Here is a 24,928-nt window from a genome sequence, read left to right as displayed (position 1 = left end):
AATTAATAAAAAAATCAGAATGGGGTTGGGCTTTTGTCCTAATGGACTACGTTGGGTATTAAATGAAATCTATGGACGTTACCATATTCCATTATTTATTGCAGAAAATGGTTTAGGTGCAATTGATAATGGAGTAGATTTGTTTGGTTATACTTGGTGGGGACCTATTGATTTAGTAAGTTCTTCAACAGGAGAAATGAAAAAACGTTACGGATTCATCTATGTAGATTTGGATAATACTGGAAATGGAACGTTAGAAAGAAAAAGAAAAGATTCATTTTATTATTATAAAAAATTAATTGAATCAAATGGAGTGTGTGTTTTTGATGAATAAAAAAGCAATTTGTTTTAAGACGATTGAAACACATACTTTAGGAGAGCCTACACGTATCGTTACTGAAGGCTTTCCTAAGTATGCAGCAAAAAGTATGATGGAATATAAAGAGTATTTAGAAAATAATTATGACCAATATCGTTCAGCACACATGTGTGAACCTAGAGGTCATAAAGATATGGATGGAGCACTTCTTGTAGAACCAATTTCAAAAAAAAGCGGATATAGGTATCATTTACATGGATGCTAATCGATGAATAAATATGTGTGGGCATGCTACTATCGGAGTATCTATGACATTGGTTAATGAAAATCTAGTTAAAGTTGTAGAACCTGTAACTCATTTAACTTTAGAAATGCCAGCTGGACTTATTCATGTAGATGTAGAAGTTGAAGATGGAAAGACAAAAAGTGTTTCTTTTGAAAATATTCCTTCTTTCTTATTTGAAGAAAATTGTCTCGTAAATAATATCCACTTTGATATTAGTTATTCAGGATCATTTTTTGCTTTGGTAGATGCTGATCAATTAGGCATAGAAATCAATATTAATAATGCAAATAAATTTAAAGAACTTGGAGTAAATTTATTGAGACAAATTAACGAAAAATATGATGTGAAACACCCTACTTTACCGATAAATCGAGTGGTTAATGTAGAATTTTATCATAAGACAGATGATGGACAAAAAAATATTGTTATTAGTGAAGAAGGCATGATTGATCGTTCCCCATGTGGTACAGGAACTTGTGCAAAACTTGCATATATGTATAACACAAATAAATTAAAGTTAAATGAAACATTTATTAATCAAAGCTTTACCGGGGTTTCTTTTAAAGGAAGAGTAATAGAAGAAACTAAAATAGATAAATATAAAGCTATTATACCAAGTATTACGGGAGTAGCCTATATTGATGGATATAGTACATTTTTAATAGATGAAGATGATCCGTTAAAATATGGATTTGTTATTAATTAACATGATGAAAATGTGATTTTCCTTCCTTGTATATATTAACATTTTAATTGTTTAATATAATCAAATCTTTTAAAAAAAAGAGAGAAATTTTTAAAATGGACCCTGTAAAACGGACACAAGAAAAAAAGTACTTTGGTACTTAGTCCTGTTTTACAGGGCTTTTATTTTGTGTATTATGATTATTAGAGAAATGGTGGTGTATTTATGGGAGTTAATTATTTGACAGATGAACAGCTTAGTTTATCAGAAGAAAATCCCTATGTAATAAAAGCATAACCTATTCAGAAGAATTTAAAGAACTTCTGCTTGAATTGGATTGATTATCAAAATAGGATGCAGCCAATAGAGATATTTAAAAAATATGGATTTGATCCCTATGCTTTGGGATTAAGAAGACGAAATAATTTTACGAATCGTTAAAAAGGTTGTAAGAGAAGATGGCTTCAAAGACACAAGAAGCAAAAATTGTAGTAGACCATCTACCAAAGACTTATCTTTAGAAGAACAACTGGAATAAGAACAAAGTTCTCCAACAGGAGAATGATTTTTTAAAAAGAGTGAGATCTATCAACAGAAAACAAATTACAAAACAATTGAAAAACAAACAGTAAGAGAAAAATATGAACTTATTGATAGAACGTTAAATTCACCAAAAAATGTATTAACAGTGTCATATATTTGTGAAAAAGAACAGAACATAGAAATATGTCTATCCTTAACTTAATGATATTTCTTTACAGCTTTTTTTATTCTCGCATTGGCACAAGTTTTCTGATAATACGATGACATGGATGATTGACATAATATGATGTGTTGGAAAAACCTACTAAATGACTATTTCTAGAGCTTGATAGATTTTCAAATAACTCCTTTATTAAAAAAGATGATATATAATTATAAACGTAATCCTTTAATATCTTTAATACGTGAAAGAATAATATTACAACTACAACTAATAACCCCTGGTAATGTATCAATAGTAGTATGTAAGAAATCCTCCATCTCACTATTAGAAGCAGCAACAGCGTGTACATGTAATTTGTTTTTTCCTGTAACACGATAAATTTGAGTAACAATATTATTTTGGTTTAATATTTTTATAACATCAGTAAACGAATTTGACAATGTTTCAATTTCAAAATAACAAGATATAGCGCCACTTATTTTTTGAGGATTGATAATTGTCGTATATTCTTCAATAACCCCTTTTTTTTCTAATGCTTGAATTCTAGCTTTTACAGCAACTCTAGAAATCCCTACCTCTTTTCCGATATCAGAGTAAGAAAAACGTGCATTTTTTATTAATAATTGAACAATTTTTTGATCTATTTCATCAAGTCCATTTAAATACATAATCATTCCCCCGTTAATCATTTATTTAATACTATCATGCTCCTTATTATAAGTAAATCTTTTAAAAATTAGAGATATTGACTGAAAATAAATATTTAATTATAATACTTACAAAACGTAAGATGAATATTACGAAAGGAATATAAAAGATGAATAGAGATTTAACAAAAGGTTCAGTTTTAAAGTCTATGCTTCTTTTTTCAATTCCAATGATTTTAGGTGATTTACTTCAACAATGTTATAACATTGTTGATACATTGATTGTTGGTCAATTTCTTGGAAAAAATGCTCTAGCAAGTGTTGGCTCATCGTTTACCTTAATGACATTTATAACATCTATAATCCTTGGTTTATGTATGGGAAGTGGAGCGTTGTTTTCAATTAGATATGGACAAAAAGATGAAAAAGGATTACAGGAAGATGTATGTGCATCATTTTTCTTTATTGCACTCATCACGTTTATACTAACAGTAATATCTTATATTTTTCTTAATCAGCTTTCTGTTTTTTTACATGTTCCATATGAAGTGTGGGAAGATATGAAAGGCTATCTTATTGTTATTTTTATAGGAATACCAGCTATTTTTTTATATAACTATTTTGCTTCTTATTTAAGAGCTATTGGTAATTCAATGACGCCACTTATATTTTTAGCTGTTTCGGCAATACTTAATATTGCATTAGATTTATTTTTTGTCATTGTATTAAAATTAGGAGTTGAAGGTGCAGCTATTGCTACGGTGATTTCCCAATATCTTTCAGGTATTGGCATCAGTATTTACTCACTTATAAAAAATATACAGGTACGAGCAATTACAAAATTACAATATTTTCATTTAAAGAGGGTTCATAAAGTAATCTCATTTTCAGTTCTTACATGTATTCAACAATCAGTAATGAATTTAGGTATTTTAATGGTACAAGGGTTAGTAAATAGTTTTGGAACTGTGGTTATGGCAGCATTTGCTGCTGCTGTTAAAATTGATGCTTTTGCATATATGCCAGTACAAGATTTTGGGAATGCATTTTCTACTTTTATTGCTCAAAACTATGGTGCAAAAGAAAAAATGCGTATTCAATCAGGATTAAAATCAGCAGTTTGTCTTTCTATGGGATTTTGCATAATTATTTCAACTATTGTATGTATTTTTGCTAAAAATTTAATGACTATTTTTATAGATGCAAAAGAAACAGAAATTATTATGGAAGGTGTCAAGTATTTAAAAATTGAAGGTGCTTTTTATTGTGGAATTGGTTGTTTGTTTTTGTTGTATGGTTTGTATCGTGCTTTAGGTAAACCTGGTATGAGTGTCATTCTTACAATATTTTCTTTAGGGACACGTGTTGTGTTAGCTTATGTTTTATCCGCAATTCCAGCGATTGGTGTTACTGGTATTTGGTGGTCTGTTCCTATTGGATGGGCACTTGCAGATTTAATAGGATTAATTTATTATAGGCGTAAAAAAAAGGAATTGCTTTCTTTTAATATTGGGTAGGAGCTGGGCATATAGGAAAAATGTGATAAAAATTGCTCAGGCGTTAGATATGGATATTATGGTGTATACAAGAACGTCTAGAGAAGATCATGATGGAATTCATTATGTATCATTGGATACTTTATTAAAGAATAGTGATTATATTTCTTTGCATTATCCATTAACTAATTATATGTTTGTAGTTTGTCTTTTCTATATTTTCTGCTTTATAGGAAATGCTTTTGTAGGATTCTATCGAGGAATCGGTAAAGTAGATGTCCCTTTTAAAGGAACAACGATGCATGTTACATTACGTGTTATTTTATCTTATTTACTTATTCATCAATTCTGTGGCTTTAGGTTGTGGCATCGGTTGGATATTTGTGAATATTTATCAAATATATGCATATAGAAAATTAAAGTTGTAAAAAAATAAGTAATAATTTAATAATCATAATAATAAAATCTATAATATAACTGCAATAATTTATAAAATAATATAGTTTTGCGGTTTAAAACCGCAAAACCATTGAACACTATGTATTTTTGCGATAAAATCTATATAAAATGAGGTGATAATATGATAGAAAGACCGCTTTATTTAAATAAAATAATGCCTTTTGTTGATACACCTTTTGTTAAGATATTAACAGGTGTAAGAAGATGTGGTAAATCAACAATATTAAAGATGATCCAAAAAAAATTAAAAGAAGAACACCATATTACTGATGAACAAATTTTGAGTTATCGTTTTGATTCAATGGAATATGAAGATATGACATCAAAAGAGCTTTATCAAGAATTAAAAACAAAGATTTTAAATACTAAAAAAACATATTTATTCTTAGATGAAATTCAAGAAATAAATGGTTGGGAAAAAGTAGTAAATACACTCGCTTCTGATTATGATGTTGATATTTATATAACAGGTTCAAATTCTAGAATGATGTCTTCAGAAATATCAACATATTTAACAGGAAGGTATGTTACATTTCATATTTATACATTATCTTTTGATGAATATTTAACGTTTAAAAAAAGCTATTCAACAATTTATGATATTAAACAAGAGTTTAATCAATATGTACGTTTAGGTGGTTTCCCTGCGACACATTTACAAGAATACTCACAAGATGAAGTCTATACGATTGTTAGAGATATTTATAATTCCACAATATTTTCAGATATCGTTCGTCGAAATCAGGTAAAGAAAATAGATCAGTTAGAAAGAGTGGTAAAATATACTTTTAATAACGTTGGTAATACTTTTTCTGCTAAGTCAATTTCAAATTATTTAAAGTCTGAGCAAAGAAAAATAGATAACGAAACAGTTTATAGATATTTAGAAAAACTGCAAAAAGCTTATATTCTTCATAGATGTTCACGTTATGATTTACAAGGGAAATCTATTTTAAAAACACAAGAGAAATTTTATTTAGCTGATATTTCTTTAAGATATGCTGTTTTAGGATATACAATAGATAGCGTAGCATCATCATTGGAAAATATTGTTTATTTAGAACTTAAAAGAAGAGGGTATGATGTTTGTATTGGAAAGTATAAAGATAAAGAAATTGATTTTGTTGCAACAAAACAAAATGAGAAAATTTATGTTCAAGTGACACAAGAAATTAAATCTGAAAAAACACAAAAAAGGGAATATGAACAATTATTAGAAATTAAAGATAATTATCCTAAATATGTGGTTTTAACAGATGATTTTGCAGGTGGTAATTATCAAGGAATTAAAACAATGCATATAACAGATTTCTTATTAAGTAAGGAATATTAAAAACAGATGACTACACATGGAATCATCTGTTTTTTCTAATTATAATTAAAGCATTAAATTTGTTATTCCTACATTTTACTTAACTTCTATAGATTACGATTGTTAACTTACTAGAATATTTTATTTAAAACTGCTAAACTTTCTAGAAATGTATATCTATGTTACAATAAAAGTAGTAAATCATTAACAATGCGATGAGGAGATGAGTTTATGATTAAGAAAGAAAACTTACCTGAATGTCCTGTAGCAACAACTGTTTCTTTGATAGGAAGTAAATGGAAATTGTTGATTTTAAGAGATTTATTAACGGGGACAAAACGTTTTGGACAGTTAAAGAAATCATTACCTGATATTTCTCAAAAGGTATTGACGGAGTCTTTAAAATCAATGGTTGATGATGGAATTGTAGAACGTGTGGCTTATCCTGAAGTACCACCACGTGTAGAATATAGTTTAACAGATTTAGGAGAATCAATGAGACCTGTGATTTCTGTAATGGAACAATGGGGAAAGGAATATAAGGAAAGTATTTAGGGTATAAAAAAAGCACCTTTTTTAATAAAGTTGTTCAAGCTAAATTAAAAGAAAAGGTGCAATACAATTATATATGATTAAAAATAATTTTGTATATAAAAATCTAATATTTGATGAATTTCATCAAATATTAGATTTTTATTTTATTTTCCATTGATGTTTTTTTAAATCAACATGATGATCATCTTTAAAAGTAATTCCTTCTTTTTTTAATAATTCTTTTTGTTCAAACCAACCAGGAACAAGTCTTCCTTGAAAATTAACGACACGATGACAAGGATAATGTCCATAATATGAGGCATTTGCTAGTATTTTACCTACTAAACGACTATTTTTTTCTCTACCAATTAAACAAGCAATTTGTTTATATGTTGCCACACATCCTTTAGGTATTTCTCCTACTGTTTCTAATACTTGATAAATTAATTCTTCATTCATAATGATCATTCCTTTTCCTTTAATTTATTATAAAAAATGAATGAAAGATAATCAATTTATGTTAGTATTATTTAAGGAAAAGGAAGAAGTAAATGTGAAAATTGTTTTATTAAATGTAAGTCCACGTAGAGGTGGAAATACAGAAATTATGATTAATACATTTATGGAAAATGTTAAAGGTCATGATGTTGTTAAATTAAATATTGTATCAATGATGCTTAGGATGTAAGTATTGTTGGTCACATCAAGGAGAATGTGTTCAAAAAGATGATATGGAACAAGTATGGACACATTTAAAAGAAGCAGATATTATGATTTTTGCATCACCATCTATTGGTTTGATATGACTGCTCAATTAAAAACTGTCATTGATCGTATGTATGCAGGTGGAAGCACAGGGTTTCATTTCCACCAAACAGCTTTATTATTAGATGCTGGAGCTGATCATGTTTTTGATGCAGCGATAAGTCAATATAAAGCCATGACATCTTATTTAAAATGGGAAGATCTTGGTATTATTTGTGTTCCTAATATGGAAGATAAAGGAAGTATAAAAGAATCTTCAAAATTAGGTGAAGTTATTCAATTAGTTAAAAGTATTAAATAAGAGGATTTAAAGTAATGAAAAAAGTTGCATTTATATGTGTTCACAATTCTTGTAGAAGTCAAATTGCTGAAGCTTTAGGAAAACATCTTGCAAGTGATGTTTTTGAAAGCTATTCAGCAGGAAGTGAAATCAAAAATCAAATAAATCTAGACGCTGTTCGTTTAATGAAAAATTTGTATGGAATAGATATGGAAAAGACACAACATCCAAAGTTGATCAATGAAATACCTCAAGCAGATATGCTAATATCAATGGGATGTAATGTTGGTTGTCCTTTTGTTGGTAAAGAATTTGATGATAATTGGCAACTTGATGATCCAACGGGAAAAGAGGATCAAGAATTTATAAAAGTGATTCATGAAATCGAAGAGAAAATATTAAAACTTAAAGAAGAACTTACGAAATAAAAAATTCGTAAGTTTTTTTATTTTTTTGAAGAAAAAAGTAAAAAAATAAACGATATATATAGTAGGAGGAACTACTTATGCAACAATTAAATTTTATAACAAGCTCTAATAAAACAATCATGTATGATCAGTATTGTAAAATGCTGATAGGACATCCGTATATGCTTGCAAGAATCATTTCTTATTTTGTTGAAGAAGCAAAGTATCTTTCATTAGATGAAATAAAAAAATTGATTAAAGGAGTTCGTATTGGTGATAAAATCGGCAATCCTCATTTTTATTTAATGGATAAAGAAGCTTTTATCAAGGATGAGGGCTTAATGTGCTATGATATTTATTTCTATATCGATTTACCACAAATAGATCAATCAACCAAAAGAGTCTACATCAATATTGAAATCCAAAACAATCCTTATACAAAATATCATCTTGTCACAAGAAGCATTGCCTATAGTTCAAGAATGATTTCCAGTCAATGGGGAAGAGAATATGATAGCGAAAACTATGATGGAATGAAAAAAAGTGTATTCATTTTGGATCATGCCACAAGCTACAAAGAGTAAAGATGGCTGCATCAATCAACTCAAAATAGCAGAAAATCATTTAAGTGGAAATTATCAAGAAAAAAGAGAAAGTTATGATAAAGAAGAACAACTTATGATATACTTAAGCAAAGGGCATAGTCCTAATGATAAGTATGAAAGCTATGATGAAATACTAATGCCTATAGGTGCATTATTGAATAATACATTGAATTATCAAGAAAAGAATGAAGTAATAAAAGAATATGGCTTAGATGATGAAGAATTTAAAGAAAGGATGAGAGATATGTGTAATTTAGGAGAAGCATTGGAATTAGAAGCAAGACAAGAAGAAAGCAAAAGAAAGGATGTAGAACATGTAAGAAATATTATTGATGAATTTCATTGTTCACTTGAAAAAGCCATGGATATTTTAAAACTAACAGAAAAAGAAAGACAAGAAATTATGCCTTATTTTCAAGCATAGTGCATGTTTTATGAGAGTGGATATGTGTAATTTAGGTGAAATTTTAGAATTAGAAGCAATAAAAAGTGAGAGAGTTAGAAATATCAAAAGTATTATGACAAAACTCAAAATGTCTTTTAAAGAAGCGATAGCTTTTTTAGAAATTCCTGAAGATGAAGTATTAGAATTAGAATTAGAAGATGTATTTAATAATGATTTAAAGAATAAGAATTAAATTATTTGAATAAAGGGGACAATGCTAAGCATTGTCCTCGATTTTTAATTAAAGAGTTTTTGATCTTTTCCAGAAGGAACTTTAAAGAGGATAACAAGAACAAAACTTACTACAATAACAATTAATGATAAAGCAAATAGGATTTGATAAGAAGAAATATCAAGTATTTGTCCTGCAATGTTTTGAAAAATAATAGAACTTAGATTTCTTAAAGTTTGTACAAAAGCAAGTGCTGTAATTTGATGTTCTTTAGGAACAAGTGTACTAACAATTTTTAAATTAATCATAATAAATAACATACCTGAAGGATGTTTTGTAATTAAAGTAATAATGACTTTAAGTGGTAACCAAACATTTAAGGCATAACATAAAAATTGAATAGTAATCATACTATAAGCAATGATAAGTAATCTTTTGTTAGTAAGTTTATCCATGAATTTATGTGAAAATAAAACTAGAGGTGCTTCACATAAGACAGCAAAAGATAAAATAGTAGAAACAAGACTTACTTTTAAACCATCATTTTGAAACATAGCTGGAATATAAGTATTAGCCATATTTGTAATTCCTTGGAAAATAGCAGCAATGATTAAATAATATAGGTATTTATAGTTATGAAAGAGTGTACTTGTTTTTGTTTTTTCTTCATTGTTTTGACCAAGTTCACTAGGTGTTTGGGTACCTAGTAGGCCAATGATACAAAGAATCATTGTAATGATAAAACAAATAAAGATGGCTGATGGTGAAATAAGTTGATAAATCATTCCTGCAAGCCATGAACCAGTAGCATATCCAATGGTTCCCCAAATTCTTATTTTTCCATATTGATATGGAGAAGAGGATGCAATCTTTTCCATAACAGGATTTGTACCATTAATTAAAGTTAATACAAAACTATAACCAATTGTAATGGTTATTAAAGAAGAAGCAAACATAAAGGCAAGACCACCAATACCTGCTAAAGTAAATAAAACAAAGTTGACTTTTTTAACATCATAACGATCACTAAACATACCAATCACTGGTTGAAATATCATAGATGTTAAAAAAGAAGTAGAAACAACTAAAGAAACTTCACTTGCTTTAAAACCTTTATCTAATAAATAAATAGAAATTAAAGCAGAGAAGATAGCCCATGATAAATAATAGAAATTATACATGAGAAAATAACATAAATAACTATTTTTATAACGTTCTAACATAAAATCCTCCTAATGAAATACTTTTAAATCTTTATTGGTTGGTACTTTAAAAAAGAAAACAAGGACAATACCAATAACACTACAAATAAATAAAACAAAATAAAACATTTGATAACCTGTAAAATCAATCAAATAACCAGCAAGCATTTGAAAGACAATAGATGCAAAGCTTTTACAAGCTGAAACAAGAGACAAAGCGGTGTTTTGTCTAGCATTATCAACAATGGTTGAAATAATTCTTAAATTAATCATTACAAAAGCCATAGTAGCAACTGTTTTTGTAAGAAAAACAATCATGATTTGGATAATAAGTGATGATAGAAAACTAAAAGTAAAAAATTGAATGCATAGTAAAATAAAAACACTCATTAATAATTGTTTATTTGAAAAACGATTCATATAAAAATGAGATAATAAGGTTACAGGAACTTCTGATAAAGTAGAAACAAAGATAACATTTGAGACGTTATTGATTGGTAATCCACTCTGTTTTAACATAGCTGGTAAATAAAGATGATGAACATTGGTAATACCATAAAATAAGCAAACAATAATTAAATAATAAGGAATATGTTTAATCTTAAAAACGGATGACATCGAAATCTTTTCATTTATCTTTTCAACAGGAGGTAGAATACTTTGCGTACCTAATAGACCTATAACACATAAAAGTTCTCCTATCGCAAAGAAAACATAAAGACTATAAGCTCCAATGTTTTTATAAATATATCCTGATATAATTGTCGCAACGGCATAGCCAATGGTAGCCCACACACGAATAGAACCATATTTGAATCTTGATAGAACAGCCATTCTTTCAATGATTGGATTTGTTCCATTGGTAATTGATAAAACAAGACTATAAACAAGTGCAATTAAATAAATATTTTTTAAGAACATAAAGACAATTCCTAAAAGGCCTGCAATTAATAATAAAACACCATTAACATATTTTGATTCATAAACATCATTTAATTTACCAATAAAAGGTTGAACGATCACAGATAAAATAAATGAACAAGAAACAACAAAACTTACTTGTGAAGCACTAAAGCCTTGATCCATTAAATAAACAGATAGAAATCCTGAAAAGAAAGCAAGACTGAAAAAAAAGAAAAAATACATTAAGAAATAACTTAAATAACTATTTTTATAATGTTTTAATAAATCCATTTTTTCCTCCCTTAATTTTTTATATAATAAATAAAGAGGTGATGACATGCTTTTACAAGAACAAATGAAACAAGATATTTTCTCGTATAATGAAAAAACAATCATTGATTTCATATTAGAAAAACAAGAACAAATAAAAGACTATTCTACTAAAATGATAGGTGATGAAACCTATACAGCCCCTTCTACCATCATTCGAATTGCCCATAAACTAGGTTTTCAAGGATGGTCAGATTTTAAAGAATCTTTTTTAGATGAAGTCATCTATTTAAATAATCATTTTCAAGAAATAGATCCTAACTTTCCTTTTACAAATCAAGATACAATGATGCAAATTGCTCATAAAATAACACAATTACATATTGAAAGTGCTAAAGATACGGCATCACTTATTCAACATGATACTTTACAAAAAGCTTTGCGTATTATGGCAAAAGCAGATGTTATTAAAGTATTTGCGGTAGCTAATTTAAATTTTATTGGTGAAGAATTTGTATTCAAACTTAATCGTATTCATAAAAGAGCCTATATTGAACCTGTTCAAGATAATCAATTTCAAGATGCTATTATGACAACCAGTAATGAATGTGCTATTTGTTTATCTTATTCAGGAGAAACCCCTACTCTTTTAAAAACTGCACAATATTTAAAGGAGAATAATGTACCTATTATCGCTATTACAAGTCTTGGTAAAAATAGACTTTCTGATTTAGCGGATGTTTCTTTAAATATTTCTACTCGAGAAAAATCATTTTCTAAAATTGCAGGATTTACTTCTTTGGAATCTATGAATATTGTTTTAAATATTCTTTATTCATGTTTGTTTTCTTTGAATTATCAAGCAAATTTAGACTATAAAATTAAGGTTGCTAGAAGAGTAGAAACAAATCGTAAAATAGATAATGAAATTATTGAAGAACTTAAAGAAGATTAGTTCTTCTTTTTTATTTCAAACAATCATCCAAAATAGCAATTCCCATTTTTAATAAATCACTACAGCATCTTTTCTTCTCTTTATTTTCCTTTAAAAGAGTATGGCAACATAAACTTCCTGCCTGTTCTTTAAAATCCATAGCTAAACATTTACCACAAGCATAACTTTTAAGTTTAGACTGAGGATTTTCTACATTTCCATCACATGTTTTCAAACAAGAATAGATCATAGCAATTAAAATAGGAATACAACACATTTCTTCTAAACCAGCAACGCCTCTTCCAAGTCCTTCTGTAAGTTTGAAGAGTTCTTTTTCTTCAAAGGGTAAAATATCTTGATAGCTACAAATTAAAGCTTGAGCACAGTTATAACCATGCGTATGTAAAGATAATACTTTTTCTTCTCTTTGACTCATCACTTCTCACCTCGTTTACTAGTTTATTGATTTTATTTGTTTTTGAAATATAAAAAAATGTAAATGGAGCACCATTTACATTTAAGAAATATTTAATTTATTTTTTTGTAAATAAGATTTACATAAGGCATAAGTAAATGAAATAAAACATATAACAAAGAAGCATAACAATACCACAAGGTTTCCTTAATTCTTGATGTTTCATTGTACCAAACCATAGAATTAAACCAGCAATAATTGCAATGATTGTATCAACCAAAAATTTACTTTCAAAAGGAACATTACAAATTAGAGAAGTTGTCCCAATAACAAAAAGAATATTAAAAATATTACTTCCTACAATATTACCAATCGCAATTCCAGCATTACCACGTTTTGCTGCAGTGACTGATGTAACAAGTTCGGGCAGTGAAGTTCCAAAAGCAACAATAGTTAAACCAATAAATCGTTCACTCATCCCAAAATAACGAGCAATAGCACTAGCTCCACTTACTGCAAAATCACTTCCTTTAACAGCTAAGATTCCTCCAATAAGGATGAATATAAGACATTTCCAAACAGGAATATCTTTTTCTTCTTCTTGAGTTTCACCATTTTTTGCCATGATAAATAAATAAACAAGATAAGCAATAAAAAGAATCCAAAGGAAAATACCTTCAATAAAAGTAATTTTCATATCCGTCATACCACAGATCATGAGAATGATTGTTATAAAAATCATAAAGGGAATTTCATAACGAATGGTTGATTTTTGTATTTTTACATTGGTGATCAAGGCTGTAATTCCTAAAATAATAAAAATATTTAAGATATTACTACCTACCACATTCCCAATAGTAATCCCTGCATTTTGTTGTAAGGCAGCCGTAATACTTACAGCAGCTTCAGGCATACTGGTTCCCATAGCAACAATTGTAAGACCGATGATTAGTTGGGGAATACCCAGTTTTCTAGCAATGCTTGCCGCCCCTTCTACAAACCAATCAGCTCCTTTTACTAGAAAAATAAAACCTACTAATAAAATAATAACTTGTTGAATCATAACGATTACTCCTTCCTTATATTTTGCAGTAGGTATAAAAAAAGCGGACTCCTACTGCATTGCAGTAAAAGTCTCGCTATTCAATCACTTTCCGAGTTATAAATTTTATAACTGTACTGACGAAGAAGTGAACCAAGTGCTTGGCAAGCTACTCCCTTTTATGAGGTCATTCTATCAAATAAAATTAATTTAAGCAACTTTAAATTAATTTTAAATATTTAAAGGCATTGTATAAACCATCTTCATTTACATCATCAGTAATATAATCAGCGGCTTCTTTAATTTCAAAGCCACCATTACCCATCGCAACATTATAAGCGCAACATTCAAACATCGATAAGTCAATTTTAGCATCACCAAAAGAAATCGTATCTTTAGCATCTGCATGTAAATAATCTAATAGAACTTCAATAGCATGTCTTTTAGTAATACCTGTAGGTCCTAAATCACCAAATAATGCAACTTCTCCTTTACCTCCCCAAGTATTCGCAACTAAATGAGGGAAGTCTACTTTAGAATCTAAATGATCTTGATATGTTCTTAAAATGAAACTGATTTTATTAACATCGTCACGGTATAACTCATCCCCTTGTAAATGAATGAAACCATCAATAAAATGTTGAGCAGAACTTTTGGCATTCTCTAAGCTTGCCCCTTTGCCTTTAGCGTATTTTACCATGGTTTCAGGTCCTTGTTCTAACATATAATCATTACAATACATACCACTATTAGCTTCTAAATAAAAACCAATATGTCTTTCATTACACCAATCAACAATATTTTTTACATCTTCTTTAGATAATCCTTGATGCATAACAACATGTCCGTTATCTTCAACATAAGCACCATTTCCACCAATCATACCATCTAAATCACACAAATTTCTTTGTAGAATTTCAGCTTTCGAACAACCTGTACAAATATACACTTTATGTCCATTGGCTCTAGCTTGATCAACAGCTTTTGCGGCTGAAGCAGGTAATTTTGCTTCATAATCAATTAATGTCCCATCGACATCTAAAAATACAATTTTACTCATAAGTTCTCTCCTTAAATTAATTTTAAATATTTAAAAGCATTATATAAACCATCATCATTTACATCATCGGTAATATAATCAGCGGCCTCTTTGATCTCTGGTCCACCATTACCCATAGCAACATTGAAACCACAACATTCAAACATCGATAAATCAACTTTAGCATCACCAAAAGAAATCGTATCTTCTTTACCCAATTTTAAATAATCCAACAACACTTCGATGGCATGTTTTTTATTAATTCCTGTAGGACCCAAATCACTAAATAATGCAAGTTCCCCTTTTCCTCCCCAAGTATTATGTGCTAAATGAGGAAAGGCAGTAATTGCATCTAAATGATCTTGATAATCACGAATAATAAAGTCTATTTTATTAACATCTTCACGATAAAATTCATCTCCATGAATTAACGTAAAAGAATCAATAAAGCTTTTTGCCTTTTCTGTTGCATTTGAAAGATCTGCACCTTTACCTTGACCGTATTTAATCATGACAGCTGGTCCATCTTTAATCATTTGATCATTACAATAAACCCCACTATTTGTTTCTAAGTAAAAAGCAAGATTTCTTTCTTGACACCAATGAACCACCTTTTTTACTTCTTCTAAAGGCATCGCTTGATGCATAATAACATGATCATGATCTTCCACGTATGTTCCATTTCCTAAAATCATCCCATCTAGCTCGCATAGATTTCTTTGTAAGATTTCATCTTTAGAACAACCTGTACAAATATAGACTTTATGTCCATGAGCTCTGGCTTGATCAACAGCTTTTCTTGCTGAATCAGGTAACTTTGTTTCATAGTCAATTAAAGTTCCATCAACATCTAAAAATACAATTTTACTCATACTTTTCTCCTTTTTCTTATAACTTCATTGTACTAAAAGAAGAACATAAAATATAGTTTTTTCATTATTAGATAGAAATAAAAATAAGCCTTAATAAGTATGATATCTAACCGCTAGAAGAAGTAAAGCAGCTAGTCAATGATGGTGAGCGTTAATCCTTAATAAGTATGATATCTAACGAATGTAAGGAGAAACATCTGAGATGAAAATAAAATTGGCGTTAATCCTTAATAAGTATGATATCTAACGAACAATAAGTAAATTAAAACAAGCTCTTGAACCAGTGCGTTAATCCTTAATAAGTATGATATCTAACTGAAGTTATTGATGAATTCGACGGCTCAATAGAAATTGCGTCAATCCTTAATAAGTATGATATCTAACAAAGAAAAAGAGTATGAATATATGAAAAGTAAAAATAGCGTTAATCCTTAATAAGTATGATATCTAACAAAAGAAATTAAGAAAAGTACAATCAAGCGCCGATAATGCGTTAATCCTTAATAAGTATGATATCTAACGAAGCAAACTTAAATAAGGAAATATTATTAGCAACAGCGTTAATCCTTAATAAGTATGATATCTAACTAGAACAAATCAAGAAAGAATTGAGAAAGGGGCATAAGCGTTAATCCTTAATAAGTATGATATCTAACAATTTTAGCAAGTATAGGATTTGCAGGGGCTTTATATGGCGTTAATCCTTAATAAGTATGATATCTAACGAAAACAAGGTAATTAACGAACAACTTATATATGATGAGCGTTAATCCTTAATAAGTATGATATCTAACAATGAAATATTAACATATTTAATGAATAATATAAATTGATTTGTTAATATACTAAAAATATGTAAAAATAAGAAGAAAAATGATTAAAAATATCGACTATCTATCAAAAATATAAGTTTTTTGTAATGAAATTCTTATAGTAATTAGGGGATAGTCGATATTAATCTATTATGAAACGTGTTTTATCAATAGAATTACCGATTTCTTGTTTCTTAATCATTTTAGAATTATATGAATAATAGATTGCTACATGATCATCATCTGTAATAATTTTTTCTAATTCTTTAGTTAATTTTTTATATGCTGCTGGTGTAAGTTCACCTTCAAATACAGATTCTTGAACATGAAAAAGATATCTTCTTAATAACTTCATAAACTTCGGACAGTTCTTGCTTTTTACATCATAAGTACAAATAATATACATTTTACCACTTCATAATATATGATTTATAATCATTTGATTCATTAGCGATGTAATTAGAAAGCAAGTGAACTTCACGAGATATAAGATTTCTATATGAATAGTATTTATTGTTTATTTTAATTGTTTTTAAAAGATAATTTTCATATTTTTCAACAAAGAATTTAACACCTTCTTTGTTGAGATAACATCTATCACTTTTGTAATCAAAATATTCATCTTTTAATAATTTATGTCTACAAAGACTAAGAACAAGTCTATCAACCAATACTGGTTTTAATATATCGGCTAAATCAAATTGTAAAGACTCACTACATTTAGTTAAACTGTGAACAAATGAAATTTGTGAGTAAAGACGACTCCTATCTATAACAGATATATAATTAGCGTAAAGTAAAGAATATCCATAGCTCAATAAAGCATTTATTTCATTTAGAGGAGGATTCTTTGTTCTTTTTATAAAATGATACTTTTCTTTTTCTAGAATAATATCAAAGCTATTAAAATATATTTTCTTTGCTTGAGCTTCTAATAATAGAAGTTCAGTTACTGATTTATTATTACATTCTTTGATAATAGATTCTATTTCAATAATATTGTCTAATAAAGGAAATTGCTTTTTATTATAATATTTCAACAGGGCCAAACAATTTTTTAATGATGAGATAATCATAGTTCTTGCTATATGGTATCGTATTGTTTCATTTTCAAAGATGTGAATTTGATTAATTAGTATTTTGCCATCTAAATATTGTTTAGGTGTAAATCTTCCAATATATTGACCATAAAAATTAAAAAATAGAATAACTATATTATGTTTATTTAATAATGACAAAGTGCGTTTATTTATTGAAATCTCTCCAAAACAAATAAGCGTATCTATTTGTTCAATAGGAATGTAAGAGACATAATCTTTTTTATCTTTTAATATTAAGGAATAATCTTTACATAATAATTGGCCACTTTTATAAAGATATATTACTTTTTTCATGTGCAATATCTATCATGCCAAAACCACATGAATTTTTACTTGAAAGCCCACAGTTATAAATAAGTGATAATGTTTCAAAATTTGTTTCAATTTCTAATTTTGTCATAAAACATTCATAGAAGCAGTTTTTAAATTTCATCATTCTTCTTTTTTCATATATTATATAATCAATTTTAAATACTAATTCTTTTATTGGATAATGGTAAGCAAGGCACTTATCTTGAATATTGTTAATAATAAAATTAAGACTTTCTTTATCTGAAGGTCTGTAATATGTTGAATAATTATCTTTTGTTGAATAGATAAGCATAGGAGATAATGTTTCAATACATATTTTTTTTGTTCCTATAAAAGGTTGTAAATTAAGAATAGATATATTTTTAATTTTTACTTGTTGTTTATTAATTAATAATGAGTTATTTAAAAGAATTGTTTTATATATATGTTTTAAAAATTTTTCATCTAAAGAACTAATATAGAAATAAAAATCATCATCAAAAATTAAATGTTTATTTTCAATTTTATATTTTCCAAATAGTTGACTAAATGTAAAACATTTAAATGTTTTTTTATCATAATGATATCCATCATTATGGTAAAAATCTCCTAATTCATCTTTAGATAATAATGAATAAATAACACCTTGTAGAATGCTTTGATAACTCATAGGAACCGTAAAATTATTATAAGATAGTTGTATTTTAAGTCTCAAGTTCTCCACCTCCTATAAAATTGAAATGTCCAATACCAATATATAAAATATCTAAAGGTATATTAATATCTTCATTAAACGATATATGATATGTAAATCCTCTAGGTACTATTTTCTTTGTTTTAAATTGAATACCTTCTTGTTGACTATGTTTAATGTTTTTAATATCTACCATATAATTAGATAAATTATTGTATTGAGTTAAATAATGTTTATTGTAATAATTGATCATTTGATTATATTCATCAGTAAAATGAGTTGTTTTAATGCAAGAAGAAATCATTATATGATTTAAACTGATATTTTTTTGATTACAATCTATCATGTTTATATTTTTTAAATAAAAGAAATATCCTTGAATTTTTTGATTAAGATAGGATTGAAAAAAGAGTTTAATATAATTCATATGTTTAATATCTTCACCAATTATAAAAAATGATATTTTTAATACTTCTTCTTTTTGAAAAATAGCTTGTGTAAAAATAGGGTTTTCTATTAAAATATTAGGATAATATTTAAAATTTTCCCCAGTGCAATGATAATAATAACACTCTTTAGAAAGAGGACAGGAGCAACATTTTTGGTCTACTGCAAAACAATTCAATTTATATAAAAAGTTGATATATTGTTTATAGATAAATAAATTAATATTTTGATAAAAAAGTGCTCCTTGTGGTAAAATAAGCTCTATTTCAATTTTCTTCATAGGGTTCAACCTTAATAAATCCTGGTAGATAACATTCACTATCATATTTAAAAATAATTCTTGTTTTAGGCATAGTATCTGCTTTAGGAGAATTCTTTTTCCCTAATCTAATTGGAGCGAATAAGCTGAAATTATTATCATAAAATTCATTAAAATTATTTTTAATAAATATAGAAATTGATTTATAAAAGTAATTCGTGCTATTTCCTACTCTTAAGTAACATATATCTTTATTATCAAAAGATATACTATTTAAAAATTCAATAATTTGACCTCTTCCTTCAAAATCAGATTTTTTGAAATAATCAAATTGATCTTCAATAAAATATTTTTTATCATCTTTTATTATAGTTCGAAAATAATTTCTACAAGCAATAATTATATTTCTTTTATTAAAGAATATACGTAACTTTTTAATTATTTCTTTGTTGCTATATTTATTTAAAAATACTTTTTGTCTAGTTTGATCTATCATAAACAGTTTTGTTTCTTTTTCTTGTAAGTTATCAATACATTCAAATTTACTAAATTCTTGGGATTTTTTATGATTACTTTTTTTCATATTTAAGCGATCACTATCACAAAGAATCATAGTTTCAAAAAATATATCTTCACAACAAATACAAGAAGAAAATAATTTAAATATCTCTTCAAAATCTTTTCCAAAAAGATAAGACAATAGTTCTTTTTCAAAGTTTTTAGATAAATTTCTATTAAAATTAATAAGAAATTCTTTTATTTTTTCTTTATTATCATTTAATAGATTAAATATAATTGCATTCATAATTGCACCCTTTATACTGCTACCTGGTATATAGGGTTTATTTAATGATTTGACTTGCTCAGTGACATCTTTAGAAAAAGATTTAAATTTATAAAATAAGAAGTACTGAGGTTTTAATTGATTATAATTTACATAATTATTAAATAGCTTGATAATATCTTTTTTACCATTATTACTAGCATTATCTGGTTGTAATTCTAATAATTTTTGAGGTGGAATAAATTGTAATAAATCTTCTATTCTATAACAATTAAAGTGATCATTTTTATCAGGATGATATAAGAAACAAGCATTTTTATTGCCTGATGATATATGAACAGGTGTTAATATAGATATTTTATAAGTCATGTTTTTAACCTCCTATATAATGTAGCCAATGCCATAGTAGTATAATGGTTTTTTATCAATATTGAATGATAGAATTTTACCTATCCATTCTTTATCTTGTGTTAGTTTTAAATAGCTTCCTTCATTAAATAAATTCATTTTATGAGTTGCTTTATTTATATATGTTTTAGAAGGATGATATTGTTTAGAAATAATTTGATAGTTTGATTCACTTAAATTGATGCATTCATCGAAAACTGATTGAGAAAGCAAAAGTTTATTATTTAAATTAGGTTTTCTTTTTATTTCTTCTATAGAAATTAATTTAAAACTGTTTTTTCCAACAGAGTGGCGAGGTCCAAAACCGAAAAAATGAGAATAAGAAAATATATCTTTTATTTTTTTAATATTTTCATTTGTTTTAACTAATATATAAAATAATCCATTAGTATATATAGTATCATCGTAATACAAAGCATTATCATCCCCTATAGAAGTGTTGTAGTAATCTTTTTTTCTTACATGTGTATTGAGTTGTTTGGTTTGTTCAAATAATATATTTTCACTAGCTTTTTGAAGACAATAGTTTTTAATGTTTATTTTTTTATTAAGTAAATCATTACGCATTTTATTGAAATCAGATTTAATAATATAGTCATTAAAAATAGATTCTGTAGTATAATTTATTTTTTTATAATTTTTTAATGTTTGTAAATAAGATAATTGATCAATACTTTTTTCTTTTAAAATATTATGATTTATATAATCTATATCAAAAATGTTATAGTGAACCATTGGTAACATATTCAATGGAAACATGGATGAATGTATAAAAAGAGGTTGATTATTAAATGAACTAATATAATTATTTAAAGCTTCTTCTCCTTGTGTATTTACTATAATATTACATATTGCTCCAAAAATAGTTTGAGCATTTGGAATATTGGTAATAGTTGATAATGGTTTAAAAACTAACTTATATTCCTTCATTGTTATTCAACTCTTCCATTTCTATTTGGATACGCCCATATCCTCGTGATCCACTACCACCAATATAATTATAATTAAGTAAATTTACACCAGTTTCTAAATATTTATAAAGTGTTTGATAATCATCGTTATCAAATTCAAGCAAATCTATGTAACCAATAAATTTACTACCAGCAGGAACACGTTCAATAAATCGTGGAGCATCAGCCGTCCCTTTAAATCTATTAATTTTATTTTCAGCTTTAATTTCAGTATATGTATGCTCACCTAAATATGTTTGTAATTCGATTTTACTAGATTCTGTTAAAACAGCATCTCTAAAGATAGCTCTAGTCATTTGTGGAATGTCATTTGTATTTGGCTCAAATAAGCTTAATAATTGATTATGCTCAGGTACAGGTTTTAATTCGTTATTTATAAATGTTCCATATTTAAATTCTAAAAGAGAGCGAATTTTTCCTTTTAAAGTACTGCCAGGTATATAGGGTTCACCAGTTAGAGGATTTTTAATAACTTGTGAATCTGCACCTCCAATATCAAAAGTATCATCTCCACCAGTTATATGCATTCCTGACAATAATTCAATTTTTAGTTGTATTCTATGAGTCTTTTTTAACATTTTTATTTCTCCTTTTTATTTTGATTTAATACTTTATGGTAAGCAATAATACTTGTAAAAATTTGGTCTAATATTTCAATATCTTTTGGTGATTGAATAGCTTTTTCATTAATATGTTGATAGACAAAATTATATAATTCTTGAAGTCCTTTATTTCTACCTGTGTTATAAGCAGTTAAGGGAACAATGTAATAAAGTTTATTTCTAGCATCAATAAATTTATTTGGATTACGTTTTACGATTGTTACAGATTCTTTTAAGACATTTAGAATTTTTCTTAATTGATGTGGTGCTATATCTCCCATTTTATTTGCTATTTTGTAGGCTATTCCAGTATCAAGAAATATTTCAGCAGGATTAGTGTATTTTTCTGATAATGGGATAGTTATTTTTTCGGGCATATTATTTCTTTCTTTTGGTGGTTTGTTTGGTAATCTATGTTGTTTAGTGTTATAACTCATTTAATTAACCTCCCTTGTAAATAAGATAACGAGTTTCATAATAGTTACTTGTTTGTTAATTTCTTCGTCTGTTTTTAGAGTTGTTAAATCTTGTAATATTTTTTTTCTTAAAGTCTCATGGCTATTATCGATTTGTCTATATAGTGAATATTGAATAATAGGAATTGTTGAATAGTATTCATCTAGTGTTTTATTATCCATATGGGACATAATGTTATAAAATCCAGTACGAGATAATGGATTTGTTTTATCATTTAAATAACCACGATAAGTCTCTATTTTATTTAAAATATTTGGTAATTCTTCGAATGAAAAAGTACTGTTCATAATTGTAATAGCATTTTTTGAGCGGTTATCTTTTACATAAGATTTTGAGGCTTCTAATGCATTATCTGCCATTTTAATTCCAAAACGTATAGGTTTTTTAGGATTTTGAATATGTATACCAGCTGATAATGTTATATTAGGATTTTGAACAAATTCTTTAAATTCAATATGTATTTTATTGGCTAATTGTAGAATTCCATAAATTGGTCCTAAAATAACAAGATCATCTCCTCCAGCATAATTAATATAAAAGATGTTTTCGTTTTTATTTTGTAGTTTTTTACTTAAATCAAGACAAATTTGTTTTAATTTGTATCCAAAGAATAATTCTATAAATCTACTTAAAGTTAAATATTTTGATAAAGAACGTTGCAATGTTACATCATTATTTTTTCCTTGTTTAAGTCCAAAAGCAAAGATTGCTCCAAGATTATCGACATCCATTTTAAGAACTCCTAATTTTTCATCACCATAAGATTTATCTAATGTTTTTGTAATATTTTCAAAATTTAAAATAGTATTATTTTCTTTTGGAACAAGGTTAGCAAGAAGTTTAACATTTCCAGCTTCAAAATGATTAACAGCATCTATATAATAAAAGTCATTTTTATTAATTAATTCATGAGGTATTTTTTCAAAAAAGTAAATTTTTATAAAACCTAAATCCATTAAACAATTATTATAATCTAAATTAGAGTATAGGATAGTGAATTTATCGTGTTTTGTGTAATAATCAGATATATTTAGAATGTCTAAGCAATTTTGACATTTATGATCTTTTTTTACATAATTTTGACCACATAATTCACAAATTTCTTTATCTTCTAAATGTTCAACACAGAAATCATTATTAATTAAAGGATAGAATTTTTTTAATTTATATTCCTCTAATTTTGTTTTTAATGCAAGGGCCTTTTCTGTTTTGAAATTACTTAATTCAAACTTATCAACTTTCTCAATTGCGTAAACAACAGATAATGAAGTATTAAATCTTTTATAAAGTTCTTTTGTTATAGTATTGAATGTATTATGAATGATTTTTTCAGTATCATCTAAATAAGGTAATAAGAGTAATGCTCCTCCACCAGTATTGAAAATGATATTAGCTTGTGTAAGTTTAAATTTATCTAATATTGTATATGTAATGGCATTAGTAATAAGAGTAACAAATGCTGAACGTCCTCTTAAAGATTTGGCAATATTAGTTTTAGTTTTAGATCCTTCGGTAATTTTATAAATAAAACTTTGAATACCAGAGACATCAAATTCTAACATATAAAAGTTATTACAATTATTTTGTGATAAACAGCTTGCAATAGCTGTTGTAAGTTTTAAATGATCAAATAAACTTACAGTTTGATTATTTGTTTCATATGTAGAAGAAGGAATCAAGGTTGTATATTTATAAAGTAAAGAATACATACGATGATATTTATAGGGCGTTGGTTTACCAATTAATAAATTATCGAATTTTATTTCTTCAATAAATTGAGCGAATAGTTTTTTATATTCCTCAATACTTTCAATTGTATTTTGTTCAATATTATTTCTACACGGGTTCATACATTGATCTATGCTAGTTAATTTGAACTTTGAATCATAAATTGTTTGTCCAAAATCTATATTTCCCATAATAGATGATAGTCTAGACGTAATGTATTGATATCTAGTTTTTTTATGATTTTCCTCAAAATCAAAGTTTTCATCATTTCTATCAATTTTAGAAGCAATTCGATCAGCATCACGAATAATACTATCAAATTCATCAACCTCATTAATATGATGTCCACTAGATGCTTTTTCTAGCTGATCATTCAAATGAAGATAATCATGAAAAAATTTTGCAGTATATCCACTATGAATATGTGTATGATAGCCATTTGCATGTATTGGAGTAGATGCAATTTCTTGTGAGTTTAGTAAAGAAATCTTTGTAGTTCTTTGATAAAATTTCCCAATATCATGAAGCAAAGCTGCATAAGCAATATTTAAATTATTCAT

Annotated in this window: 30 protein-coding genes, 1 pseudogene and 1 CRISPR repeat array; of the genes and pseudogenes, 14 read left to right on the top strand and 17 right to left on the bottom strand. The window is 27.0% G+C overall.

Annotated features, from left to right (window positions below; genetic code table 11):
• Window positions 1–5: 5 nt before the first annotated feature.
• The 3 genes and pseudogenes from C7U54_RS02595 to C7U54_RS02590 form a co-directional block, all read left to right on the top strand.
• A pseudogene (locus C7U54_RS02595) lies at window positions 6–334 on the top strand (family 1 glycosylhydrolase); the annotation flags it as partial.
• The gene (locus C7U54_RS15360) at window positions 327–584 is read left to right on the top strand and encodes a proline racemase family protein (protein ID WP_277737965.1); all 258 of its coding nucleotides are present in this window, start codon (window positions 327–329) and stop codon (window positions 582–584) included. The pseudogene C7U54_RS02595 and the gene C7U54_RS15360, both read left to right, overlap by 8 nt.
• A gap of 13 nt (window positions 585–597) precedes the next feature.
• A complete protein-coding gene (locus tag C7U54_RS02590; protein WP_455737471.1) occupies window positions 598–1,311 on the top strand; it encodes a proline racemase family protein in 714 nt (237 codons plus the stop codon).
• An 894-nt stretch (window positions 1,312–2,205) separates the two neighbouring features.
• Here the strand turns inward: C7U54_RS02590 and C7U54_RS02585 are convergent.
• Window positions 2,206–2,670 carry an Lrp/AsnC family transcriptional regulator gene (locus C7U54_RS02585; protein ID WP_241522557.1) on the bottom strand — a complete coding sequence of 155 codons (465 nt, stop codon included), beginning with the start codon at window positions 2,668–2,670 and terminating at the stop codon, window positions 2,206–2,208.
• Between the two features lie 143 nt (window positions 2,671–2,813).
• On the opposite strand from C7U54_RS02585, the gene C7U54_RS02580 reads away from it, so the two are divergent.
• The 4 genes from C7U54_RS02580 to C7U54_RS02565 all read left to right on the top strand — a co-directional run bounded on the left by C7U54_RS02580 (window position 2,814) and on the right by C7U54_RS02565 (window position 6,465).
• Window positions 2,814–4,160 carry an MATE family efflux transporter gene (locus tag C7U54_RS02580; RefSeq protein WP_107029202.1) on the top strand — a complete coding sequence of 449 codons (1,347 nt, stop codon included), beginning with the start codon at window positions 2,814–2,816 and terminating at the stop codon, window positions 4,158–4,160.
• A 22-nt stretch (window positions 4,161–4,182) separates the two neighbouring features.
• The gene (locus C7U54_RS02575) at window positions 4,183–4,551 is read left to right on the top strand and encodes an NAD(P)-dependent oxidoreductase (RefSeq protein WP_277737960.1); all 369 of its coding nucleotides are present in this window, start codon (window positions 4,183–4,185) and stop codon (window positions 4,549–4,551) included.
• 168 nt (window positions 4,552–4,719) lie between these two features.
• On the top strand, window positions 4,720–5,931 hold the full coding sequence (locus C7U54_RS02570) for an ATP-binding protein (protein WP_107029200.1): 1,212 nt from the start codon (window positions 4,720–4,722) through the stop codon (window positions 5,929–5,931).
• A gap of 210 nt (window positions 5,932–6,141) precedes the next feature.
• Entirely contained in the window at window positions 6,142–6,465 is a 324-nt protein-coding gene (locus C7U54_RS02565; RefSeq protein ID WP_022002620.1) for a winged helix-turn-helix transcriptional regulator, read from the top strand.
• A 138-nt stretch (window positions 6,466–6,603) separates the two neighbouring features.
• Here the strand turns inward: C7U54_RS02565 and C7U54_RS02560 are convergent, their stop codons facing one another.
• Window positions 6,604–6,903 (bottom strand): MGMT family protein, encoded by a 300-nt coding sequence (locus tag C7U54_RS02560; protein WP_206603576.1) that lies wholly within the window; start codon window positions 6,901–6,903, stop codon window positions 6,604–6,606.
• Window positions 6,904–6,961: 58 nt separating this feature from the next.
• On the opposite strand from C7U54_RS02560, the gene C7U54_RS14830 reads away from it, so the two are divergent.
• The 6 genes from C7U54_RS14830 to C7U54_RS02535 all read left to right on the top strand — a co-directional run bounded on the left by C7U54_RS14830 (window position 6,962) and on the right by C7U54_RS02535 (window position 9,139).
• Entirely contained in the window at window positions 6,962–7,132 is a 171-nt protein-coding gene (locus C7U54_RS14830) for a hypothetical protein (RefSeq protein ID WP_158562957.1), read from the top strand.
• Between the two features lie 54 nt (window positions 7,133–7,186).
• Window positions 7,187–7,510, top strand: a complete 324-nt coding sequence (locus C7U54_RS14825; RefSeq protein WP_206603575.1) for a hypothetical protein — start codon at window positions 7,187–7,189, stop codon at window positions 7,508–7,510.
• A 14-nt stretch (window positions 7,511–7,524) separates the two neighbouring features.
• Window positions 7,525–7,917 (top strand): arsenate reductase/protein-tyrosine-phosphatase family protein, encoded by a 393-nt coding sequence (locus C7U54_RS02550; RefSeq protein ID WP_107029198.1) that lies wholly within the window; start codon window positions 7,525–7,527, stop codon window positions 7,915–7,917.
• 77 nt (window positions 7,918–7,994) lie between these two features.
• On the top strand, window positions 7,995–8,480 hold the full coding sequence (locus C7U54_RS02545) for a hypothetical protein (RefSeq protein WP_107029197.1): 486 nt from the start codon (window positions 7,995–7,997) through the stop codon (window positions 8,478–8,480).
• The gene (locus C7U54_RS02540) at window positions 8,458–8,925 is read left to right on the top strand and encodes a hypothetical protein (RefSeq protein WP_107029196.1); all 468 of its coding nucleotides are present in this window, start codon (window positions 8,458–8,460) and stop codon (window positions 8,923–8,925) included. Before C7U54_RS02545 ends, C7U54_RS02540 begins: the two co-directional genes overlap by 23 nt.
• A 22-nt stretch (window positions 8,926–8,947) precedes the next feature.
• A complete protein-coding gene (locus tag C7U54_RS02535) occupies window positions 8,948–9,139 on the top strand; it encodes a hypothetical protein (RefSeq protein ID WP_107029195.1) in 192 nt (63 codons plus the stop codon).
• A gap of 44 nt (window positions 9,140–9,183) precedes the next feature.
• On the opposite strand, the gene C7U54_RS02530 is transcribed toward C7U54_RS02535, so the two are convergent.
• Window positions 9,184–10,341, bottom strand: a complete 1,158-nt coding sequence (locus tag C7U54_RS02530; RefSeq protein ID WP_107029194.1) for an MFS transporter — start codon at window positions 10,339–10,341, stop codon at window positions 9,184–9,186.
• A gap of 9 nt (window positions 10,342–10,350) precedes the next feature.
• Window positions 10,351–11,514 (bottom strand): MFS transporter, encoded by a 1,164-nt coding sequence (locus tag C7U54_RS02525; protein ID WP_162297482.1) that lies wholly within the window; start codon window positions 11,512–11,514, stop codon window positions 10,351–10,353.
• A gap of 46 nt (window positions 11,515–11,560) precedes the next feature.
• Here C7U54_RS02525 and C7U54_RS02520 point away from each other — a divergent pair, with 46 nt between their 5' ends.
• Window positions 11,561–12,448, top strand: coding sequence for a MurR/RpiR family transcriptional regulator (locus tag C7U54_RS02520; protein WP_107029192.1), 888 nt, complete (start codon window positions 11,561–11,563; stop codon window positions 12,446–12,448).
• A gap of 10 nt (window positions 12,449–12,458) precedes the next feature.
• On the opposite strand, the gene C7U54_RS02515 is transcribed toward C7U54_RS02520, so the two are convergent.
• The 13 genes from C7U54_RS02515 to cas10 all read right to left on the bottom strand — a co-directional run bounded on the left by C7U54_RS02515 (window position 12,459) and on the right by cas10 (window position 24,928).
• Window positions 12,459–12,863: a C-GCAxxG-C-C family protein gene (locus tag C7U54_RS02515; RefSeq protein ID WP_107029191.1), complete on the bottom strand. Its 405-nt coding sequence runs from the start codon at window positions 12,861–12,863 to the stop codon at window positions 12,459–12,461.
• Between the two features lie 118 nt (window positions 12,864–12,981).
• On the bottom strand, window positions 12,982–13,905 hold the full coding sequence (locus C7U54_RS02510; RefSeq protein WP_107029190.1) for a calcium/sodium antiporter: 924 nt from the start codon (window positions 13,903–13,905) through the stop codon (window positions 12,982–12,984).
• Window positions 13,906–14,104: 199 nt separating this feature from the next.
• Window positions 14,105–14,944 carry an HAD family hydrolase gene (locus C7U54_RS02505; protein ID WP_107029189.1) on the bottom strand — a complete coding sequence of 280 codons (840 nt, stop codon included), beginning with the start codon at window positions 14,942–14,944 and terminating at the stop codon, window positions 14,105–14,107.
• Between the two features lie 11 nt (window positions 14,945–14,955).
• Window positions 14,956–15,795 carry an HAD family hydrolase gene (locus C7U54_RS02500; RefSeq protein ID WP_107029188.1) on the bottom strand — a complete coding sequence of 280 codons (840 nt, stop codon included), beginning with the start codon at window positions 15,793–15,795 and terminating at the stop codon, window positions 14,956–14,958.
• An 80-nt stretch (window positions 15,796–15,875) separates the two neighbouring features.
• A CRISPR array of direct repeats spans window positions 15,876–16,589; the repeat unit is 31 nt; unit sequence GCGTTAATCCTTAATAAGTATGATATCTAAC.
• A 160-nt stretch (window positions 16,590–16,749) separates the two neighbouring features.
• Window positions 16,750–17,013: a CRISPR-associated endonuclease Cas2 gene (gene cas2 / locus C7U54_RS02495; RefSeq protein ID WP_107029187.1), complete on the bottom strand. Its 264-nt coding sequence runs from the start codon at window positions 17,011–17,013 to the stop codon at window positions 16,750–16,752.
• 1 nt (window position 17,014) lies between these two features.
• Entirely contained in the window at window positions 17,015–18,001 is a 987-nt protein-coding gene (gene cas1, locus C7U54_RS02490) for a CRISPR-associated endonuclease Cas1 (protein WP_107029186.1), read from the bottom strand.
• A complete protein-coding gene (cas6, locus tag C7U54_RS02485; protein WP_022002454.1) occupies window positions 17,976–18,713 on the bottom strand; it encodes a CRISPR-associated endoribonuclease Cas6 in 738 nt (245 codons plus the stop codon). The genes cas1 and cas6 overlap by 26 nt, the downstream gene beginning before the upstream one ends.
• Window positions 18,703–19,419: a hypothetical protein gene (locus C7U54_RS02480; protein WP_107029185.1), complete on the bottom strand. Its 717-nt coding sequence runs from the start codon at window positions 19,417–19,419 to the stop codon at window positions 18,703–18,705. Before C7U54_RS02480 ends, cas6 begins: the two co-directional genes overlap by 11 nt.
• A complete protein-coding gene (gene csm5 / locus C7U54_RS02475; protein ID WP_107029184.1) occupies window positions 19,406–20,551 on the bottom strand; it encodes a type III-A CRISPR-associated RAMP protein Csm5 in 1,146 nt (381 codons plus the stop codon). The genes C7U54_RS02480 and csm5 overlap by 14 nt, the downstream gene beginning before the upstream one ends.
• A gap of 12 nt (window positions 20,552–20,563) precedes the next feature.
• Window positions 20,564–21,520: a type III-A CRISPR-associated RAMP protein Csm4 gene (gene csm4, locus C7U54_RS02470; RefSeq protein ID WP_107029183.1), complete on the bottom strand. Its 957-nt coding sequence runs from the start codon at window positions 21,518–21,520 to the stop codon at window positions 20,564–20,566.
• A complete protein-coding gene (gene csm3 / locus C7U54_RS02465) occupies window positions 21,507–22,139 on the bottom strand; it encodes a type III-A CRISPR-associated RAMP protein Csm3 (RefSeq protein ID WP_022002450.1) in 633 nt (210 codons plus the stop codon). The genes csm4 and csm3 overlap by 14 nt, the downstream gene beginning before the upstream one ends.
• A 2-nt stretch (window positions 22,140–22,141) precedes the next feature.
• Window positions 22,142–22,600 (bottom strand): type III-A CRISPR-associated protein Csm2, encoded by a 459-nt coding sequence (gene csm2, locus C7U54_RS02460; protein WP_022002449.1) that lies wholly within the window; start codon window positions 22,598–22,600, stop codon window positions 22,142–22,144.
• The gene (cas10, locus tag C7U54_RS02455) at window positions 22,601–24,928 is read right to left on the bottom strand and encodes a type III-A CRISPR-associated protein Cas10/Csm1 (protein WP_022002448.1); all 2,328 of its coding nucleotides are present in this window, start codon (window positions 24,926–24,928) and stop codon (window positions 22,601–22,603) included.

Origin of the sequence: Faecalibacillus intestinalis (assembly GCF_003024685.1) — a bacterium.
Taxonomy (GTDB): domain Bacteria; phylum Bacillota_I; class Bacilli_A; order Erysipelotrichales; family Coprobacillaceae; genus Faecalibacillus; species Faecalibacillus intestinalis.
The sequence above is the reverse complement of the archived record's forward strand: the minus strand, read 5'-3'. Positions and strand labels throughout refer to the sequence as shown.